This is a genomic window from Rhodoferax sp. SPJ21, from assembly GCF_058216335.1.
The window spans coordinates 190,409-209,215 of sequence record NZ_JBYZMO010000001.1 but is presented as its reverse complement, the minus strand read 5'-3'; the positions used below and the strand labels follow the sequence as shown (position 1 = coordinate 209,215).

Annotated in this window: 15 protein-coding genes; 8 read left to right on the top strand and 7 right to left on the bottom strand. The window is 63.3% G+C overall.

The annotated features are described in order from the left end of the window. Positions 1 to 75 precede the first annotated feature (75 nt). Entirely contained in the window at positions 76 to 2,724 is a 2,649-nt protein-coding gene (locus AC4BBN_RS00870) for an AbfB domain-containing protein (protein ID WP_490590066.1), read from the top strand. 200 nt (positions 2,725 to 2,924) lie between these two features. Continuing rightward, positions 2,925 to 3,431: a PEP-CTERM sorting domain-containing protein gene (locus AC4BBN_RS00865; RefSeq protein ID WP_490590065.1), complete on the top strand. Its 507-nt coding sequence runs from the start codon at positions 2,925 to 2,927 to the stop codon at positions 3,429 to 3,431. 16 nt (positions 3,432 to 3,447) lie between these two features. Here the strand turns inward: AC4BBN_RS00865 and AC4BBN_RS00860 are convergent, their stop codons facing one another. From AC4BBN_RS00860 to AC4BBN_RS00850, 3 genes are read right to left on the bottom strand one after another with little or no spacing between them, the layout of a single operon-like run. Continuing rightward, positions 3,448 to 4,770: a TldD/PmbA family protein gene (locus AC4BBN_RS00860; protein WP_490590064.1), complete on the bottom strand. Its 1,323-nt coding sequence runs from the start codon at positions 4,768 to 4,770 to the stop codon at positions 3,448 to 3,450. Further along, positions 4,770 to 6,236 (bottom strand): TldD/PmbA family protein, encoded by a 1,467-nt coding sequence (locus tag AC4BBN_RS00855; protein ID WP_490590063.1) that lies wholly within the window; start codon positions 6,234 to 6,236, stop codon positions 4,770 to 4,772. The genes AC4BBN_RS00860 and AC4BBN_RS00855 overlap by 1 nt, the downstream gene beginning before the upstream one ends. 55 nt (positions 6,237 to 6,291) lie before the next feature. Further along, a complete protein-coding gene (locus AC4BBN_RS00850; RefSeq protein WP_490590062.1) occupies positions 6,292 to 6,672 on the bottom strand; it encodes a hypothetical protein in 381 nt (126 codons plus the stop codon). 792 nt (positions 6,673 to 7,464) lie between these two features. Here AC4BBN_RS00850 and AC4BBN_RS00845 point away from each other — a divergent pair. After that, complete coding sequence (locus AC4BBN_RS00845) at positions 7,465 to 9,054, top strand: methyl-accepting chemotaxis protein (RefSeq protein WP_490590061.1); 1,590 nt, start codon at positions 7,465 to 7,467, stop codon at positions 9,052 to 9,054. A gap of 10 nt (positions 9,055 to 9,064) precedes the next feature. On the opposite strand, the gene AC4BBN_RS00840 is transcribed toward AC4BBN_RS00845, so the two are convergent. Then, entirely contained in the window at positions 9,065 to 9,451 is a 387-nt protein-coding gene (locus tag AC4BBN_RS00840; RefSeq protein WP_490590060.1) for a hypothetical protein, read from the bottom strand. 117 nt (positions 9,452 to 9,568) lie between these two features. Here AC4BBN_RS00840 and AC4BBN_RS00835 point away from each other — a divergent pair, with 117 nt between their 5' ends. Beyond that, entirely contained in the window at positions 9,569 to 9,997 is a 429-nt protein-coding gene (locus AC4BBN_RS00835; RefSeq protein ID WP_490590059.1) for a glycoside hydrolase family protein, read from the top strand. 155 nt (positions 9,998 to 10,152) lie between these two features. Next, positions 10,153 to 10,437 (top strand): PEP-CTERM sorting domain-containing protein, encoded by a 285-nt coding sequence (locus AC4BBN_RS00830; protein WP_490590058.1) that lies wholly within the window; start codon positions 10,153 to 10,155, stop codon positions 10,435 to 10,437. 61 nt (positions 10,438 to 10,498) lie between these two features. Here the strand turns inward: AC4BBN_RS00830 and AC4BBN_RS00825 are convergent, their stop codons facing one another. Next, complete coding sequence (locus AC4BBN_RS00825; RefSeq protein ID WP_490590057.1) at positions 10,499 to 12,673, bottom strand: methyl-accepting chemotaxis protein; 2,175 nt, start codon at positions 12,671 to 12,673, stop codon at positions 10,499 to 10,501. A 174-nt stretch (positions 12,674 to 12,847) separates the two neighbouring features. Between AC4BBN_RS00825 and AC4BBN_RS00820 the strand changes: the two genes are divergently transcribed. Continuing rightward, positions 12,848 to 13,561, top strand: a complete 714-nt coding sequence (locus tag AC4BBN_RS00820; protein WP_490590056.1) for a hypothetical protein — start codon at positions 12,848 to 12,850, stop codon at positions 13,559 to 13,561. Here the strand turns inward: AC4BBN_RS00820 and AC4BBN_RS00815 are convergent. Together AC4BBN_RS00815 and AC4BBN_RS00810 are read right to left on the bottom strand one after the other, a co-directional pair. Continuing rightward, entirely contained in the window at positions 13,550 to 14,281 is a 732-nt protein-coding gene (locus tag AC4BBN_RS00815; protein ID WP_490590055.1) for a tetratricopeptide repeat protein, read from the bottom strand. The two genes, AC4BBN_RS00820 and AC4BBN_RS00815, sit on opposite strands and share 12 nt — an antisense overlap. A 248-nt stretch (positions 14,282 to 14,529) precedes the next feature. Beyond that, on the bottom strand, positions 14,530 to 15,726 hold the full coding sequence (locus AC4BBN_RS00810) for an amino acid aminotransferase (protein ID WP_490590054.1): 1,197 nt from the start codon (positions 15,724 to 15,726) through the stop codon (positions 14,530 to 14,532). 230 nt (positions 15,727 to 15,956) lie between these two features. Between AC4BBN_RS00810 and AC4BBN_RS00805 the strand changes: the two genes are divergently transcribed. After that, positions 15,957 to 16,622, top strand: coding sequence for an ion channel (locus AC4BBN_RS00805; RefSeq protein WP_490590053.1), 666 nt, complete (start codon positions 15,957 to 15,959; stop codon positions 16,620 to 16,622). A 61-nt stretch (positions 16,623 to 16,683) separates the two neighbouring features. Next, the gene (gene uvrB, locus AC4BBN_RS00800; RefSeq protein ID WP_490590052.1) at positions 16,684 to 18,786 is read left to right on the top strand and encodes an excinuclease ABC subunit UvrB; all 2,103 of its coding nucleotides are present in this window, start codon (positions 16,684 to 16,686) and stop codon (positions 18,784 to 18,786) included. Positions 18,787 to 18,807: the final 21 nt, after the last annotated feature.

Here is an 18,807-nt window from a genome sequence, read left to right as displayed (position 1 = left end):
GATGCTCCAGCCGAGCTTTCTGCAAAAGACCAGACTATCGTTGCAACGGCCAGGGCCGCCGCCGTTGCGCCGCGAATGACGACACCGTGGACCGCCGCCGCCTTGCAGGCGGCGATTCCACTCCCCGAATATCCACGCCCGCAACTCACGCGCGCGGACTGGATCAACCTGAACGGCAAGTGGAGCTATGCCGGCGGCAGCGCCGCGCCCAGTGCCGAAAATCCACCGTCTACGGCTCCCGCCTTTCCGGCCAATGCAGAGCAGGTGCTGGTGCCATACCCGGTAGAGTCCTACCTGTCCGGCATACAGCGTATGAACGAGCGCAATCTTTGGTACAAGCGCAGCTTTGAGATTCCCGCCAACTGGGCCGGCAAGCGCGTGAAGCTCAACTTCGGCGCTGTAGACCGCAAGGCCACCGTGTATGTGAACGGCCAGCAGATCGGCCAGCACTCGGGTGGCTACGACGCTTTTGCTTTTGACATCACGCCCTACTTGCACGCTGGCAGCAATGAGCTGGTGGTGGCGGCATTCGACCCAACCGACGGGGACGATATGCTGGGTAAACAGACCAGTAGCCCAGGCGGTATTTTCTACACGCCCAGCTCCGGTATCTGGCAGACAGTGTGGCTGGAGCCTGTGGCTGCACCCCATATCACGCGCCTGGATATGACGCCTGATCTGGCCAATGGCCGCCTGCGCGTGGTTGTGCGTGGCGACGGTGTGACCAACCAGACGGTGGAGGCGATCGCCTCGTCGAATGGCGCCACCGTGGCAGTCGCCGCAGGTCGGACCAATACCGAGTTCACTATTCCGATTCCCAACGCCCACTTGTGGTCGCCCGACGATCCGTTTCTATACGACCTGAAAGTGCGGCTGCGCAACGGCAGCACGGTGGTCGACGAAGTCGGCAGCTATTTCGGCATGCGTTCGATTTCCGTCGGCACGGTGGGTGGCATTCCGCGTCCGCTGCTGAACGGCAAGTTCGTCTTCCAGTATGGGCCGCTGGACCAGGGTTTCTGGCCCGATGGCCTGTACACCGCACCGACAGACGATGCGCTGAAGTCCGACCTGCAAGCCAGCAAGGACCTGGGCTTCAACATGGTTCGCAAGCACATCAAGGTGGAACCACAACGTTGGTTTTACTGGGCCGACAAGCTGGGCCTGATGGTCTGGCAGGACATGCCCAATGCCTGGAATGTGGATAACGATGCCGCCGTACGCGCACGTGTCGAGGCGGAAGACCGTGAAATCGTTGACGAGCACCGTTCTTCCCCTGCGGTGGTGACCTGGGTGATCTTCAACGAAAGTTGGGGCGACTTCGATATGGTGCGCATGGCCAATACCTTCAAGGCCTGGGACCCTAGCCGCCTGATCAACACGCACTCGGGTATCAACTGGGCGCCTGGCGACTCGGGGGCTGGCGATCTGATCGACACGCACGACTATCCCGGCCCCATTGCACCGGCGTACCAGCCCAACCGGCCCTCCGTGTTGGGTGAGTTCGGTGGCAACGGTTTGCGGGTGGAAGGCCATGTGTGGAATCCGGCTTCGACTTGCTGCTACATCAACTACCCCGATGCGGCGGCACTGACTCAGGTTTACACCGGTCAGGTCAACACGCTGCGCGAGTTGCAGGCCACGCAGGCCCTGAGTGCTGCGGTCTACACCGAAATCACCGATGTGGAAGACGAAATGAATGGCTTCCTCACCTACGACCGCCAGGTCAAGAAGGTGGACTTCGCTGCCGTGAAGGCCGCCAACCAGGCTTTGATCAAGGGTGACCCCTACCTGCGGCAAGGCGCGTCGTACTCTTTCCGCACCGTCACGCCGACGGTCACCGACCGCTACCTGCGCACCGACAACGCCCTGGGCGTGACCACGGTGGTCAACACAGGTAGCACGGATCTGCTGAAGCAGCAGTCGTCGTGGAAGGTGGTGCAGGGTCTTGCGGACGCAAGTTGCCTGTCTTTTGAGGCGATTAGCGCCCCGGGTAAGTTCCTGCGTCACTTCAATTCGCGTCTGCGAATCGATGCGAACGACAACAGCAGCCTGTTCGGGCAAGACGCGACGTTCTGCGCCAAGAAGGGTTTGGACGGCGGAAGTACCCTCTCGCTCGAGTCCAAAAACTTGCCAGGCCGTTTTGTGCGCCACAGCAACTCGGAAGTCTGGCTCGACACGTTCCAGGACACGAGTGGATTCCGCGCCGATGCATCCTGGGCCACTGAGGCTGGCTTCTGGCGCAGCACCGTGGTGTTGCCGCTGAATGAACTCAAATCCATCCGCGTGTTGACGCCAGGTTTTGACAACAAGTTCATTCGACACTTTGCCGGTGTTGCCAATACGGCGGTGGTAGACAACAACAGCCCGCAGGTGCTGAAGCTCGACGCCACCTGGAAGATGGTTGCCGGTCTGAGCGATGCCAGCTGCTACTCGTTCGAATCGAAGAACTTCCCGGGTGAATACCTGCGCCATGCGAACTCTCGCGTGCGCCGGGACCCACCAGATGGTTCGAGTCTGTTCCGCGACGACGCCACTTTCTGCGCACAAAGTAGTGCCAGTGGCGGCGTGCGCTTCTCGGCGCTCAAGTTCCCGGACCGCTTCCTGCGGCACTACGACTCTGAAGTGTGGATTGCAGACGGGCATGGAGCCAGCGCAACCTGGAACACCGCCACCAGCTACGAAGCTGACAGCCGTTGGTCCGTGGATGCCCCCTGGGCGCCCTGAGCCCTGGCCAACCAGCGAGAGCCCTGAAGCTGTTGAAACGGCCTCGCCCATCACAGGGCGGGGTCATTTCGTGGCGCAGGCATGCAGCTGCCCCTGCAGGGAGGGGACCCCGGCTTGCATGCTTTTCATGTAAATAATAATGTTTAACGAAACATTATTTATGACTAATATTTTTATAAATCGATAACGAAGGAGACAATATGCAGAAAATGTGGATTGCGGCCGCCGTATTGTGGGGCGCCGCTTTGGGCGCCGAGGCTATGCCGGTGACCTATGACTTCAGCGCCAACGTGACAGCGGGTGCGCTCAGTGGCACGGCTATCAACGGCTTTTTTACCTTTGATTCCAGCAGCGTGCAGCCAGCGCAAACAGTCGATTCGGCAGGCCTGTTCACGGACTTTGGCTTCAACTGGGGCGGTGTGACTTACACAGCGGCCACGGTGGGCACTGGCTACCTCAGCTTCAATGCTTCCGGCGTGTTGGAAGACTTCTTGTTTGGCAATTCCTGCGGGGCCGGTAGTTGCTCGGTGGCCACTGGCCAGGACTGGATGCTGGCCTCCTATGGGTTCACTTTTGCCGAGGGCGGCGATGTGCTGTTCTCCGATGCGCCCAGTTTTGCGGTACACAACGTGCCAGAGCCCAGCAGCGTGGTGCTCTTTGGCCTGGCGCTCGCGCTTTTGCCGCTTGCACGCAAGAAGACGCCCTAAGCCAACGCCTCGCCGGCTACAAGGTCAGCGCAAAGCCATCGACGATTGCTCCCGGCGCCGTCAGGCTTTGCAGCTGCCGGGCGCCGTAGGTGCCATCGGCCGGCACCAACTCGGCGTGGTCGGTCAGTGCGACCAGGCCGGTGCCGAACATGCGCAGCAAGGAATCGTCGAAGCGCATCACCGGAATGGGCGCGACGATTTGGCCGTTTTCTACCCAAAAGCAGGCGAAGCGGGTCATGCCGGTCATGCGGCAGGCCTGGCGGTCGCTGTAGTTCAGGTAGTGCAGGTTGCTGATGTAGACGCCGGTGCCGAGCGCCCGCAGCACCTCGGCTTCGGGCAGGTGGCCAGGGGCCATGGCCAGCGACTCGGGGCTTTCGCCGTCGCCGCTGCCGTTGGTGGTTTGGCCGTATTCTTTGGCGCTGCGCGGACTGGTGAGCGATGCGCCCACTTGGCCGGCGCGTACCAGTTCTACGGCGTCCGGCTTGGTAAAGCCATCGGCCTGAAAGCGCGGTGCAATACCGTCGGCCGTAGCCTCGGTCAGCGTGAGCTGCGGGCTGAGCCAGGCCTGGCCTTTGTGTGCCAGTTGCAAGGTGGAGGTGCCGGTTTGCAGGTCTCGCAGGCCAAAACCACCCCATGACAAAGTGCCCAGCAGCTCGGCCACAGCCACCGGGCTGAAGTACACGCGGTAGGCGCCGGGCGCCAGCGTTTTCGGTGGCAGTGCCAGCAGGGCCAGGCGGCTACGGCCCTGGGCCACGCGCTGGGCAAAGTCAGCCTCGTTCCAGGCGGTGCCGGCGTAGCTGGATTTCACGGCCTGGTCGCGTTCGCGGTACAGGCACCAGTCGAAGTGGAAACTTTCCACGCTGTGCCAGTTGCGCTGGCCACGGCTGTCGGCAAAGGCGCGCACCACGCTGCCACCGGCGTAGAAGCCGACCAGGTCAGAGCCAGTGGCGTGCTCGGCCACGGCTTTGATCAATTGCTGTGGCGTGGGCAGGCTACCGGTGGCACTGCGCTCGGTGTTCACTACCGCATCGGGCAGCAGCAGGTAGGCGTCGTCGGGCACCAGCGGCAACTGCTCCAGCAGGGCGCTGCGTTCGGCCAGCAAGGCTGCGGTGTCGGCCGCCAGGTCGCCGCCCAGGCTGATGCTGCTGGAGGCGCGCTTCTGGCCGCTGACGACGCTGACCGTGCCGTAGCGCTGCTCCACATGCGTGGCCTGGCGCACCTGGGCGTGGTTGAAGCGGATGAAGTCGGAGGCCTCGGCGCTGAAGTACAGCGTGACGCGGTCCGCGCCAGTTGCGGGGGCGCAGACGGCTGCGGCGAGTTGTTGAAAGTAGCTGTGCATCATGCGGCTCCGCCAAATACCGACACATTTTTGAACAGGCAGGCGGGGGCCGCGTGGCCCACGCGTATCACCTGGTTGGGTTCGCCCTTGCCGCAGTAGGGCGTGCCCATTACCTGGAAGGTGCTGGCGTCACCCACCATGGCCAGAGAGCGCCAGAAGCTAGCCGAAATGCCCCGGTAGTTGGGCCGCTTGACCACCTCGGCCAATTTTCCATGGCGCACCATCTGCCCCCATTCGCAGCCGAACTGGAACTTGTTGCGCGAGTCGTCGATGCTCCACGACGCGTTGGTGCGCATGAGGATGCCGTAATCGATGCTGGCAATCATTTGCTCTAGCGTGCTGTCGCCGGGCTCGATGTTCAGGTTGCTCATGCGGTCTATGGGTGCGCGGTTCCAGTTGCAGGACCGGGTGGTGGCCACACCACCCAAGCTCTCCAGGCCCGGCAGCAGCCCCTGGACCCGCGCCTGCGACAGGCTGCCACCCAGCGGCCTCTGCAGGATGCCGTGGCGGACGATCCATTCGCGCTGCGCCGGCGTGCCGTCGTCGTCAAACGCAAAGCCAGCAAATTCATGTTGCTGGTCGGGCGCGAAGCTGACGTTCAGCAGCGGGCTGCCATAGGCGTAGTGGCCGAACATGTCCAGCGTCACAAAGCTGGTGCCGGCGAAGTTGCGCTCGTCGCCCAGGATGCGGTCCAGTTCCAGCGGGTGGCCTATGCTTTCGTGGATCTGCAGCATCATCTGGTCGGGCATCAGCAGCACGTCCATCACGCCGCTGGGGCAGTTGGGGGCTTGCGCCAATTCCAGCGCCTCACGCGCCACGCGCGGGCCGTCTTGCGCGAAGCCGGCGCGCTCCAGTACCTCCAGCCCGCCTTGCTGGCAAAAGCCGTTGTACTGGCCGGCGGCGGTGCGTGTCTGCGTGTCGCCATGGGCGCTGGCTACGGCCACGATGTTGGGCACCACAAAGTCCCAGCTCTGCGCCATGTGGCCGCCGTCGCTGGTGACCAGCAGTTGCTCGGTATGCGTAGTCCACAGCGAGGCCGTGCGGTCCTTGATGGCCTCGCCGATGTTCGCGCTGGCGCAGACATCTTTCAGCAGATCAAAGCGTTCGCCCAGCGAGGTTTGCGCGACCGGCTGCGTGGTGGTTGAGCGGTAATCGCCCCGGCCGCTGGGCCGTGGCGCGTCGCGGAAGTCGAACACGCTGTGTGCGGCGCTGGCAGCGGCCAGGTTTTGCGCCTGGGCAAACGCCTGGCGTAGGCCGCGCTCTGACACATCGCTGGTTGCTGCATAGCCCAGCCCGCCACCGTGCTGCACCGTCACCATCACCCCGGCATCGCGCTCGCGCGTCGGCGCCTCGGCCACGTCGTTACGCACCGTCAGGCGCTCGGCGCTTTCCACCACATGGCGGACGGACCAGAAGTCGATGCCGGCAGGCGCGGCGGATTGGGCGAGCTGTTCTATGGTGGGCATGGTGCTATTGAATTAGTAGCTGCTAGCGCAGATTTAATGTGCGGTGTGAGGCGATTCAGTGTGCGAAAAAGAATCGTACCAAGGCGAATGCCAGTGCAAATAGATAGCCGTATGCAAAGCTGTCGATGCGCAGCGCGTCTTGCCCACGTCGTGCGCGCCAGGAGCCGACTATGGCCATGGCCAGGCCGGCGGCTACCGGGGCCAGCAGCAGGTTGGCCAGTTGGCCCAGGTGGTTCAACACCAGGTGGGACGGAAACACCAGCAGGCTTAAGCCGCCGAAGACCGCGCCAAAAACCGCGTAGCCCGTTGCAGCCAGCCAGGGGCTGCGCTTGCGTCGGAAAGGCTCTGCCAGCGTGTGCAGGCCCAGCTCAAAAAGCGCCTCCACGATGATCTGCAGCAGGAACTCGCCAAAGATGGAAAAGAGGAGCTCGAACATGCGCAGTGAAATGGATGGCGTGGCGGGCAACGGGGCGTTGGTAGGCCACTATAGCCCAGCATTAGCCGGCCCACGCCGCTGCGCTGCGTACAGCGAAGATTCCTATTTTGATAGCGCCTTGCGTAGGTGCTGCCAGCGCTGGCGGCCTATTTCTTTTAATTTTGGTAAGCAGCTAGATCGGCTGCAGCGCGCCGCTCCAAATGGCGGCTTCACATGTGGCCAGCAGCAATAGGTTGCCGGTGCCGGGCGCGGCCACCACCGGTTGCCCGCAAGGCGCCCAGAAGCTGCTTTTTCCCGCACTGGCACAGCCGCCGGTGGGGCGCCTCGGTTTGCAGCGGCGCGAGCCGGCTGTCGCTGGGCTCCAGCAGGCAGTGGCGTACCAGCGTGGGTTCGTAGCCGCTGAGCGACAGCTCTGGGAACAGCAGCAGCCCGGCCCCGGCCTGGCGGGCTGCTGCGATGAAGCTTGATGCAGCTGCAGATTGGCGGCAATGTCGCCGGGTAGGGCGCAGGTGTGGGCGGCGGCGATGCGCAGGGTGCGGTGCGTGCCCATGGAATACCGAGGATTGTTTTGCTATCTAAAGTGTAGCTGGTGGCGCATATGGGGTATGCGCCGGCGGCCTGTGCGGCCTTGCAGATATAGCTGCCGCATTGCCCCGCCGCAGGAGCGGTGTTTCATCTATTGTGATGAAGGTGCGGGCTGGTGGTAGCCCAGGTTTTGGGCCGGTCTGATAAGTTGCAGCAGCCCGGCGCGGGCAGTATTTCTAGGTAGTTTTGACTCTACAGGAGCGAAAAATGGCTTTTTCAAATCTGAAAATTGGTGTCAAGCTGGCAGTCGCCTTCGTGGCGATTCTGCTGCTGACGGTGATCACCGGCGTCTACGCCGTGACCCAGCTGGAGCGTGTCAACGGCAGCACCAAGGAAATCGCCACCGACTGGCTACCCAGCACGCGCAGCTTGGGTGAGATCGACGCCGCACTGAACGAGTACCGCCGTGCCGAGATTCAGCTGGTGCTGGCCGTGGACCCCGCTGGCGTGGAGGACAACGACAAGCGCCTGCAGACGGCGCGCAAACGTATTGATGACGCCTTGGTGGCCTATGAGCCGCTGGTCAGTTCTGCCGACGAGCGGGCGCTGCTTGATGATCTCAAGCGCATGGCCAGTGCGCACTACGCCAACGACGCCAAACTGATGCCCTTGTCCAAGGGCGGTGACGCCCAGCACGACCAGGCCAAAGCGTTTTTGAATGGCGAGTCGCGCACTACCTTCCGGGTGATGGCCGGCACGATTGCCAAGCTGGTGAAGCTCAATGGCGACGGCGCCGACGCGGCCTACCAGATGTCGCAGCAGGTGTTCAGCTCGGCCCTGCGCTGGGTGATTGGCTTGCTGGTGGTCGCCATCGCCATTGCCAGCTTTTTGGCGGTGTGGATCACGCGGCTGATCACCGGACCCATTGGCCAGGCAGGCGCCGCTGCCAGCCAAATTGCAGGTGGCGAGCTGTCGCAGCAGCTGCATGTGACCGGCTCGGATGAAACCGCCCAGCTGCTGCGCTCGCTGGAGGCCATGCGCAGCAGCCTGTCGAGCGTGGTCACGCGCGTGCGCCATGGGTCGGATGCGGTGTCCATTGCCAGCGCGGAAATCGCCCAGGGCAACCATGATTTGTCTGCCCGCACCGAGAGCCAGGCCAGCGCGCTGGAGCAGACGGCGGCGTCGATGGAGCAGCTCAGCGCCACGGTACGGCAGAACGCCGACAGCGCGCGTGAAGCCAACCAGCTGGCGCAGCGGGCCAGCACGGTGGCGGTGGATGCCGGGGACGTTGTGGGCCAGGTGGTGGATACGATGAAAGGTATCCATGAAGCATCGCAAAAGATATCCGACATCATTGGCGTGATTGACGGCATCGCCTTCCAGACCAATATCTTGGCGCTGAACGCCGCCGTGGAAGCGGCCCGCGCCGGCGAGCAGGGACGTGGCTTTGCGGTGGTGGCCAGCGAGGTGCGCAGCCTGGCCGGTCGCGCCGCCAGCGCGGCCAAGGACATCAAGCAATTGATCGCCACCAGCGTGGAGCGCACCGAGCGCGGCACGGCGCTGGTGGGCAAAGCCGGCACCACGATGGCCGAGGTGGTGACGGCCATTCGCCGCGTCAGCCTGATCGTGGGCGAGATCAGCACCGCCAACAACGAGCAAAGCGCGGGTGTCACGCAGGTGGGCGAAGCGGTCACGCAGATCGACCTAGTGACGCAGCAAAACGCTGCTTTGGTTGAGGAAATGGCCGCTTCGGCCAGTAGCCTGAAAGCCCAGGCGCTAGAGCTGGTGCAGGCCGTGGCGGTGTTCAAGCTGCCGCCAGGCTCGGGCGGTGGCTTGCTACTGGGGCGCGCGGCCTAGCGCGAACGGCTCAGCAGGCAAACGACTCGGCAAACTGTGCGCGGCGGCCCGGCTGGCAGACCAGCGACTGCGCATGGACTTCGAGTTGCGCGCCGTTGGAGAAGCGCAGCTCCAGCCGCACCGGGCCTGTCGATGCATAAGGCAGGGGCAGGGTGGCTGGCCGCAGCGCACCGTCCCACAGCCGGCCCTCCGATAAGCGGCCCACGCATTCTGCGAGGGGCCCGGTCCAGACAGCATCGCGGAGCTCCATGCACAGGGGCTGCAGATAGCCGATGCGCCCGTCTGCCAGTTGCACGGCAGCGGCGGAGAACACGATGGCCAGCGTGGTGGCCTGGGGCGTGCAGCTGCGCACCTCGGAGTCATGAAGGCTGAATTGCATAGGGGCGGCTGTACTCATGGTGTTGCTGCTGTGGGTTTTCGCCAATTCGAGTTTTGCAATTGACTATCGATAAATCGCTATTGGATGCGTATCGTTTGTGTCCCTAGTATGCAAGAACCGCTACCGGAGCGCGCTGTGCTTCGGACCCATAAGGCGGATTTATTAGGAGACGGCAAGTTTGTCTATATCGCCACCGACTGGACGCTGGCGGTCAACGACTCCAACTACTGGAACCGGCCCAGCTCGCGCATCTTCGTGGCCGATAGTGACGACCCCATCACCTTCAAAAACCCGTGCTTTCTGAACATGGCGACCAGCCTGGGCAGCAACACCACGCCGCACGCCTGGGCGCCCGAGGCCTACTACGACCCGGACCGCCGCAAGTACGCCATCGTCTGGCCCGGCAATGCCGACTGTGGCCGCACTTATGTGAGCTACACCAAGGACTTTGTCAGCCTGACCAACCCCACACCCGACGTGCTGGTCGACCCCGGCTATGACGAGATCGACGCCACGTTCGTGCCCCATAACGGCCACAACTACCTGTTCTACAAGGACGAATGAAAACCAATCTGTCCAGATGGTTTGCTGGTCTGGGTTTGCTGGTCTGGGTTTGCTGGGCGCCGTCGCTCTGGTGCCCCAGGCGGCGCAGGCCGTTCCTGTGACCTCGCTGGCCACCTCGGCTTCCATCACCATGCCCGTATTGCAGGTGGGCATATTTGGCCCTGGGCACGGGCTTGGCAAGCATCGCCGCCTACGACGTGAACAATGTGCTGATCGAGTCGCTGGACCTAGCGTTTCTGACCGACGGCAACCTGAACTCCGGCGCCTTCTTCGGCTTCCAGGAGTCGGGCCCCAGCATCAAATCCTTTGTGATGACCGGCGCCTACATCGGGGCGGCAGACTTCCGGGTGCAGACCGTGCCCGAGCCCGGCTCGATGGCCCTGGTGGCGCTGGCCCTGGGCATGCTGGCTTACACGGCGCACAAGCGCCGATCCGTGTAGAGTCTTTTGCTATCTAAAATATAGCTGCCAGCGCAGCTCACATCTGCGCTGGCGGCACTCTTCAAAAGCTTTCCCAGTCGTCATTTACAGGTGTTTGGGCTGATGGCTTTGTGGCCGCCCGGGTGGCTGGCTTGGCTGCTGGGGCCGGCTTGGACAGGCCCAATGCCGTGCGCGGAGCAGTTGGCTTGGTCAGTGCGCGCGCAGCCACTGGGGCTGGCATCGGACGCTGTTGGGGTGCCGCCTGCGCAGCCTTCGGCAGGTCCAGGGCGAAGCCATCGTCCGCACCCAGCTTGAACACTGCCACGGTTGCCACCAGCTCATGGGCCTGCGACTTCAGGCCGCTGGCGGCCGCCGCCATCTGCTCTACCAGGGCTGCGTTCTGCTGCGTGGCCTGGTCCATGTGCTTCACTGCCTCACTGACTTGGGACACGCCCGAGGCCTGGTCGCTGCTGGCGGCGCTGATCTCGGCCATGATGGAGGTCACGCGGCGTATGCTGCTGGCCACCTCGGTCATGGTGACGCCGGCCTTGTCCACCAGGGCCGTGCCTTGTTCGACCCGCTGCACACTGGTGTTGATGAGGTTTTTGATCTCCTTGGCCGCATCGGCCGACCTGCCGGCCAGGCTGCGCACCTCGCTGGCGACCACGGCAAAGCCACGGCCTTGTTCGCCAGCACGGGCGGCTTCCACGGCGGCGTTCAGCGCCAGGATGTTGGTCTGGAAGGCGATGCCGTCGATCACGCTGATGATGTCGGCGATCTTGTTCGAGCTGTCGTTGATGCCCTTCATGGTGTCTACCACCTGGCCCACCACCTCGCCGCCCTGGGCGGCCACGCTGGCAGCGTCCATGGCCAGCTGGTTGGCTTGGCGGGCGCTGTCGGCGTTCTGGCGCACGGTGGCGCTGAGTTCTTCCATCGACGCAGCGGTTTGCTCCAGCGCGCTGGCTTGCTGCTCGGTGCGGTTCGACAGATCCTGGTTGCCGTGGGCGATCTCGGCGCTGGCGTTGGAGACGCTGTCGGCGCTGCTGCGCACCCGCTTCAGCACGGTGTGGATCTTGGCCACGAACTGGTTGAAGCTGGAGCCTATGTTGGCCAGCTCGTCATGGCCTTGCACCTGCAGTTTGATGCTCAGGTCGGCATCTGCGCTGGCCAGGCCGGACATGAGCTGGCTTAGCTTGCGCAGCGGCAGCGTTAGCCGTCCCACCACGGACACCAGCACGATGGCCGTCACCAGGGCGCAGAGCAGGGACACGATCACGGTGTACTTCAGTAACTCGCGTGCCGATGCCTTGGCCACACTGCGCGGAAAGCTCATCTGTACGCTCCAGGGCGCGGTGTCGGGGTGCACCACCAGGGGTTGCAGCAGGTGCACCACGTCCTGTGCGTCCACATATTCGTACGGCTCGCCCTTGCGGATGTGCTCCAGGCCTTCGGGCGGAATGTCGTCGGCCTTTTTGTTGATGCGCTCAGCCACCGGGTTGCTGGCATACAGCCCGCCGTTGGACAGCAGGGTCAGTTGGCTGCCTTCGATGGGTTTTTGCTCCGCCAGGAGCTTGCCCAACTGGGTCAGCGTGAAGTCGGCGCTGGCGGTGCCCTGGAAATTGCCGCCGATCATGATGGGCGCGACCAGCGACGCCATCAGGACATCCTTGCCTTCGACCGGGTAGATGTAGGGTTCGGTGAAGAACACGCGGCCGGTCTTTTTGGGTACGTCATACCAGTCGTTGGCACCGGGTGCGGGGTCGAACACGATGGGGTCTACGTGCAGGCTGCCGTTGGCCGACTTGGTCCAGTAGGGCATGTGGCGGCCGGTGGCGTCGTATTCGGGCTTTTTGTCGGCAAAGTCGGCATCGGCGCCGTCCAGCGCGTTGGGCTCCCAGGTCACGGCGGCGCCGATGAAGTCGGGCGAGCTCAGCAGCGTGCCCTGCACCAGCGCGTCGATCTGCGGCCGTTGCAGGGGGATGTTGGCCTCTTTGCTGGTGCGTTGGGAGGCAGCCAGGGCCTGTACCGAGGCCAGGTTGCTGCTGATGCGTGTCTGCAGCTGGGCCACCGCCTCGCGGGCCGAGGTGTGGGCCAGGGCCATGGTGGCGTCTTCGGCGCTGTTGCCGCTTTTGACCCCGATGAAAGCGGCCGTTACGCCCAGCGACAGCACGGCCAGCAGCGTGGCCGCCGTGCAGATTTTTTGGGTCAGGGAGAGGTGAAAGCCGCTACGGGCTGTTGCATCGGGTTTCAGTGTCATGGGGTGGGTCTCGGGTTGACGCAGAACATGGGTCTGCCGATGTCGTACAAGGCTGGCAAATCAATGCTACGCCGATGGTGAAAATTTGTAAGCTGATATTTCAAGCAAGCCGTGGGCCAGGCTGGCAGATTGGCTATGCTGCAGGCTGTTGCCCTTCTTGCGCCCTGACTCTCCATGCACATCACCTTCCGTTGCGACCCCGCGTTGCTAGACATCCTGCCGCGCCCGATTCCGGCCAAGCAGGCCTTGCCGGACTGGCTGCGCGCCATGCCGCCCAAGGCCTTTTCCGAACTGCATGGCCGTGACATCCGCACCGTGAAGCAATGCCCGCCATTCATCGATGCCATGTCGCACGGCTTCATGGTGCTACTGCCCTGCGATGTGCGGGTGGACCAGGGCCAGTTCAGTTGGGACTGGGATTTGCCCCCGCTGACGGTGCAGGCGCACCCGCGCGCGCCGCTGAGCTTCCATGTGCCGGCGCAAATTGCCGGTGCGCCGTTTTTTGACGGCCATAACTCGGCGTTGAAGTTCAACAGCTTCTGGACCATAGCGCTGGAGCCCGGCTGGTCGCTGTTTGCCACCCATCCGGTGAACCGCGACGACCTGCCGTTTCGCCTGCTGACCGGACTGGTGGATGCGGACCGTTTCACCGATGCCGGCATCAATTTCCCGGCGGTGTGGACCGCGCCCGACTTCAGCGGCGTGCTGGCCAAGGGCACGCCGGTGGCCCAGTGCTTTGCCGTGCCGCGTGCCGCGCCCGAGCTGGTGTTTGAGGGCTTTTCGGCCGAACGCACGGCCCGCTACGACGCCCTGGTGGGTGAGGTGCTGGCCGCCCCTGGCGTCTACCGCAAGCGCTTTCGCGCCAAGCGCGGTGGGTCAACCGGGTAGGGCGGCCAGGGTGGCTTTCAAAGCAGCCAGGTCCAGCCACAGCGCGCCGTGCGGGCTGGAGGTCAGCGCCTGGGCAATGCGGCCAAAGGTGTCGGCGCGCAGTCGGTAGGCCTGGCCATAGGCGGCCATGGCGGCGGGCAGGGCGCCGGTTTCCTGCTGCGCGATGCCCAGGTTGACGGCGGCTTCCACATAACTGGGTTGCAGCTGCAGCGTAGTCTGGAATGCCGCCACGGCAGCCGCCATTTCGCCCAGGTCTTGCCGCGCCACACCCAGCTGGAACCAGGCTGCAGCATGCTGCGGATGCTGCAGCACCAGGCTTTGCAGCACCGTGACGGCGGCCGCGTTCTGCCCCCGTTCGCACAGGGTTAGGCCCAGCAAGTAGGCGGATTCGGGGTGCGCCGGGTTGAGCGCGCAGGCCTGTGCCAGGTAGTCTGTAGCGGCAGCCAGGTCGTTCTGGGCGCGGGCAATCTTGCCGGCCAGCAGCAGCGTGGGCGCATGCTGCGCACGGGCTTGCAGGCTGCTGTGGACGTGCTTGCGGGCCAGGTCCAGCGCACCGGCCTGCAGCTGCATCAGGGCCAGCAACTGGTGGGCTGCGGGCTCGGCCGCTTGCAGCCGCAGTATGTCCTGACAGATGCGCATGGCGGCGTCTGCCTGCCCGGCGTTATAGGCTGCGATGGCCGCGCCCATGGCCTGCTCAAGTGTCGGCGGTGTTGCGGCCATAGACTATGGATTCCAGATGTAAAAATAGCCACTGGCGCAGACAGAACCTGCGCGAGTAGCTATTTATTTAGGAGCGAACTGGCTGGAGGCAACGCTGAACAAGTCACCGCGGTCAGCGCATCCCTGGCCTCGGGCGGTATGCGGCGTTGTAAATCCTCGCCATAGCTGTAGCTATGTCTGCGGTTTACGCCTTGCATCCCATCCCGATCCAGGGCGCGCAGCCTCGCGTAGACTCATTCAACGTCGCCTTAGACGACTTTGGCGATCGACGCGCAGACGTAGTCAATGTTCTTGCTGTTCAACGCGGCCACGCACATGCGGCCGGTGTCGGTGCCATACACGCCGAACTCGGTGCGCAGGCGCACCATCTGGTCCTTGCTCAGGCCGGAGTAGCTGAACATGCCGATCTGGCTGGTGATGAAAGACATGTCTTGCTGCACGCCGGCAGCCTTCAGGCCGTCCACCAGCTTCTGGCGCATGGCCTTGATGCGCACGCGCATTTCGCCGAGCTCGCTTTCCCACTGGGCGCGCAGCTCAGGGGTGTTCAGCACCGTGGCCACGACGGTGGCGCCGTGGATTTGCGGGTTGCTGTAGTTGGTGCGGATGCAGATCTTCAGCTGGCTCAGCACGCGGCTGGCTTCTTCCTTGGACTCGCACAGCACGCTCAGGGCGCCCACGCGTTCGCCGTACAGGCTGAAGCTCTTGCTGAACGAGGTGGACACCAAAAAGCTCAGGCCGGCGGCGACGAACTTGCCGATCACGGCGCCGTCTTCCTGGATGCCGTAGCCGAAGCCTTGGTAGGCCATGTCGAGGAAGGGGGTCAGGTTGCGGGCCTTGACCACGGCAACCACTTGGTCCCATTCGGCGGCGGTGATGTCATAGCCGGTCGGGTTATGGCAGCAGGCGTGCAGCACCACGATCGTGCCGGCGGCGGCGGCGTTCAGCGAGGCCAGCATGCCTTCGAAGTTGACGCCACGCTTGGCCGCGTCGTAGTAGGCGTAGCTGTCGACTTCAAAGCCGGCGTTCTGGAACAGTGCGCGGTGGTTTTCCCAGCTGGGGTCGCTGATCAGCACCTTGGCTGCGGGGTTCAGCTTCTTCAGGAAGTCGGCGCCGATTTTCAGGCCGCCGGTGCCGCCAATGCCTTGCACCGTGACCGCGCGGCCGGAGGTGACGGGTTCGGAGTCGGCGCCGAAGACCAGGCCTTTGACGGCGCTGTCATAGGCGGCCACGCCGTCGATAGGCAGGTAGCCGCGTGCCTTGGGCGCGTCGGTCATTTGCTTTTCAACGGTCTGCACGCAGGCCAGCAGCGGCAGCTTGCCGTTGTCGTCGAAGTACACGCCCACGCCCAGGTTCACTTTGTTGGGGTTGGTGTCGGCAGCGAATTGCTCGTTGAGTCCCAGGATAGGGTCGCGCGGTGCCATTTCGACGGCGGTGAACAAAGACATGGAAAAAGTCCTATGGAGTTGGTCGGGAAAAGAGGTGCCCCGCCGCGCGAGTCTGCGTGGAGGGCAGCCTGGAATTTTAGCCGCCAGCGTAGGGGCCACCCTTGCCTATCCGGCATGGCCACATGTGACGCGGTATGTGGATACTATGCATTTGATAGCTATCTGCGCAGGTTCTATGTACGCTAGCGGCCTATTTCATACGCAATTTGCGCTTGTTGGACAATCCTGCCATGCGTTATCTACGGCTTTATGCGACCACCCGGCGCCACCCCTCTGCCATCCTGCTGCTGGTGCAATTGCTGGGCATGGTGCTGTACCCCTTTATCGAGAACACAGCCGCCGGCCACATCGCCTTTGGTGTGTTTGGCATCGTGGTGCTGGCCATTACCACCCGCATGGTGCGGCGCACACCGGGGCTGGCCTGGGTCAGCGCCTGTATTGCCGCACCGGCGGTGGTGCTGCTGGCGCTGCAAGCCATGTTTGCCATGCCCCATCTGCTGCCCTGGTCGGCCGGCCTGGAGGCGGTGTTTTATCTGTATGCAGCGGGCAGCCTGATCGCCTACATGATGGCCGACCAGCACGCCAGCACCGACGAGCTGTTTGCCGCAGGTGCCACTTTCACCTTGCTGGCCTGGGCCTTTACCTATCTGTTCGTGATGGTCCAGGCGCTGCAGCCAGGCTGCTTCTCGGCCATGGTCAACCCCAGCGAGCCGCGCAGCTGGACGGAGCTGATGTTTTTGAGCTTTGCGCTGCTGTCCAGCACGGGCATTGGCGACGTGATCCCCATCACGCCGCATGCGCGTGCGCTGGCCAGTGTGGAGATGTTCACCGGGGTGATGTACCTGGCGGCCGTGGTGTCGCGTTTGATTGGCTTGTCGCTGGTGTCGCGCAAGTAAGCCTGTATTCCTATACAGTATCGGGTTTTGCCGCTTTTGTTGCGATGGGAGTCTGCGCGCCATGACCGAAACCGTTTCCCTGTATCCGTCCACCTCCCCCGGGCCGCCGGCGGGCGAGTTTGTCAGCTTCCCTGATTCGCCGTTCGAGCTGTTCATGCCATACCCACCGGCCGGCGACCAACCCGAGGCCATCCGCCTGCTGGTAGAAGGGGTGAACGACGGTGAGGTGTTCCAGACCCTGCTGGGCGTGACGGGGTCGGGCAAGACCTACACCATGGCGAATGTGATCGCCCGCCTGGGCCGGCCGGCCATCATCTTTGCGCCCAACAAGACCCTGGCGGCACAGTTGTACAGCGAGTTCCGCGAGTTCTTCCCCAAGAATGCGGTGGAGTATTTCGTCAGCTATTACGACTACTACCAGCCCGAGGCTTATGTGCCGCAGCGCGACCTGTTCATCGAGAAGGACAGCGCCATCAACGAGCACATCGAGCAGATGCGCCTGAGCTGCACCAAGAGCATCATCGAGCGGCGCGACGTGATCATTGTCGCCACGGTATCGGCCATCTACGGTATTGGCGAGCCCGAGAGCTACCACCGCATGGTGATGACGCTGCGCACCGGCGACAAGGTGGGCCAGCGCGACGTGATCGCCCAGCTGATCCGCATGCAGTACCAGCGCAACGATATGGACTTCAGCCGGGGCAAGTTCCGCGTGCGCGGTGACACGATCGACGTGTTCCCGTCTGAGCATTCCGAGCTGGCCATTCGCATCGAGCTGTTTGACGACGAGATCGAAACCCTGCAGCTGTTCGACCCGCTGACCGGTCGCATCCGCCAGAAGATTCCGCGCTTTACGGTGTATCCCAGCAGCCACTACGTGACGCCGCGCGACAAGGTGCTGGCTGCCGTGGAAACCATCAAGATGGAGCTGTCCGACCGGCTGAAAGAGCTGGTCGGCATGGGCAAATTGGTGGAGGCGCAGCGGCTGGAGCAGCGCACCCGGTTTGACCTGGAAATGCTGACCGAGATCGGCCACTGCAAGGGCATCGAGAACTACACCCGCCACCTGAGCGGTGCGGCACCGGGACAGGCGCCGTCCACCCTGACCGACTATCTACCCAAGGACGCGCTGATGTTCCTGGACGAAAGCCACATCCTGATCGGCCAGTTTGGCGGCATGTACAACGGCGACAGGGCGCGCAAGACCACGCTGGTGGAATACGGTTTCCGTTTGCCTAGCGCACTGGACAACCGGCCGCTGAAGTTTGAAGAGTTCGAGACCAAGATGCGCCAGGCGGTGTTTGTCTCCGCTACGCCGGCCCAGTGGGAGAAGGATCACACCGGCCAGGTGGTCGAGCAGCTGGTGCGGCCCACCGGCCTGGTGGACCCCCAGGTGGAGGTGCGTCCCGCCACCCACCAGGTGGATGACGTGCTGCAGGAAATCCGTATTCGGGTTGAGAAGAGCGAGCGCGTCTTCATCACCACGTTGACCAAGCGCATGGCCGAGCAGCTGACCGACTACCTGACAGAAAACGGCGTCAAGGTGCGCTACTTGCACAGCGATGTGGACACGGTGGAGCGGGTCGAAATCTTGCGCGACTTGCGCCTGGGCACCTTCGATGTGCTGGTCGGCATCAATCTGCTGCGCGAAGGATTGGACATCCCTGAGGTGTCGCTGGTGGCAATTCTGGATGCGGACAAGGAGGGCTTTCTGCGCTCCGAGCGCTCGCTGATTCAGACCATTGGCCGCGCCGCGCGGAACTTAAACGGCCGCGCAATCCTCTATGCCGACAAGGTGACAGATTCGATGCGCAAAGCCATCGACGAGACCGAGCGCCGCCGCACCAAGCAGATCGCGCACAACCTAGCCCAAGGCATCACACCGCGCAGCATCGTCAAGCAGGTGAAAGACCTGATCGACGGCGTGTACAGCGAGAAATCCGGCCGCGAGGCCGAGAAGCTGGAGCAGGACGCCATCCAGCGCGCCAAGGTCGAAGAGATGGGCGAGAAAGACATCGCCCGCGAAATCAAACGCCTGGAAAAGCTCATGCTGGAGCATGCGCGGAACCTGGAGTTCGAAAAAGCAGCCCGGGTACGCGACCAGCTGTCGGTACTCAAGACCCAGGCTTTCGGTGCCTCTGGGCACGACAGCGTAGCGTTGTAGCTGCGTGAAATTACCCGTCGT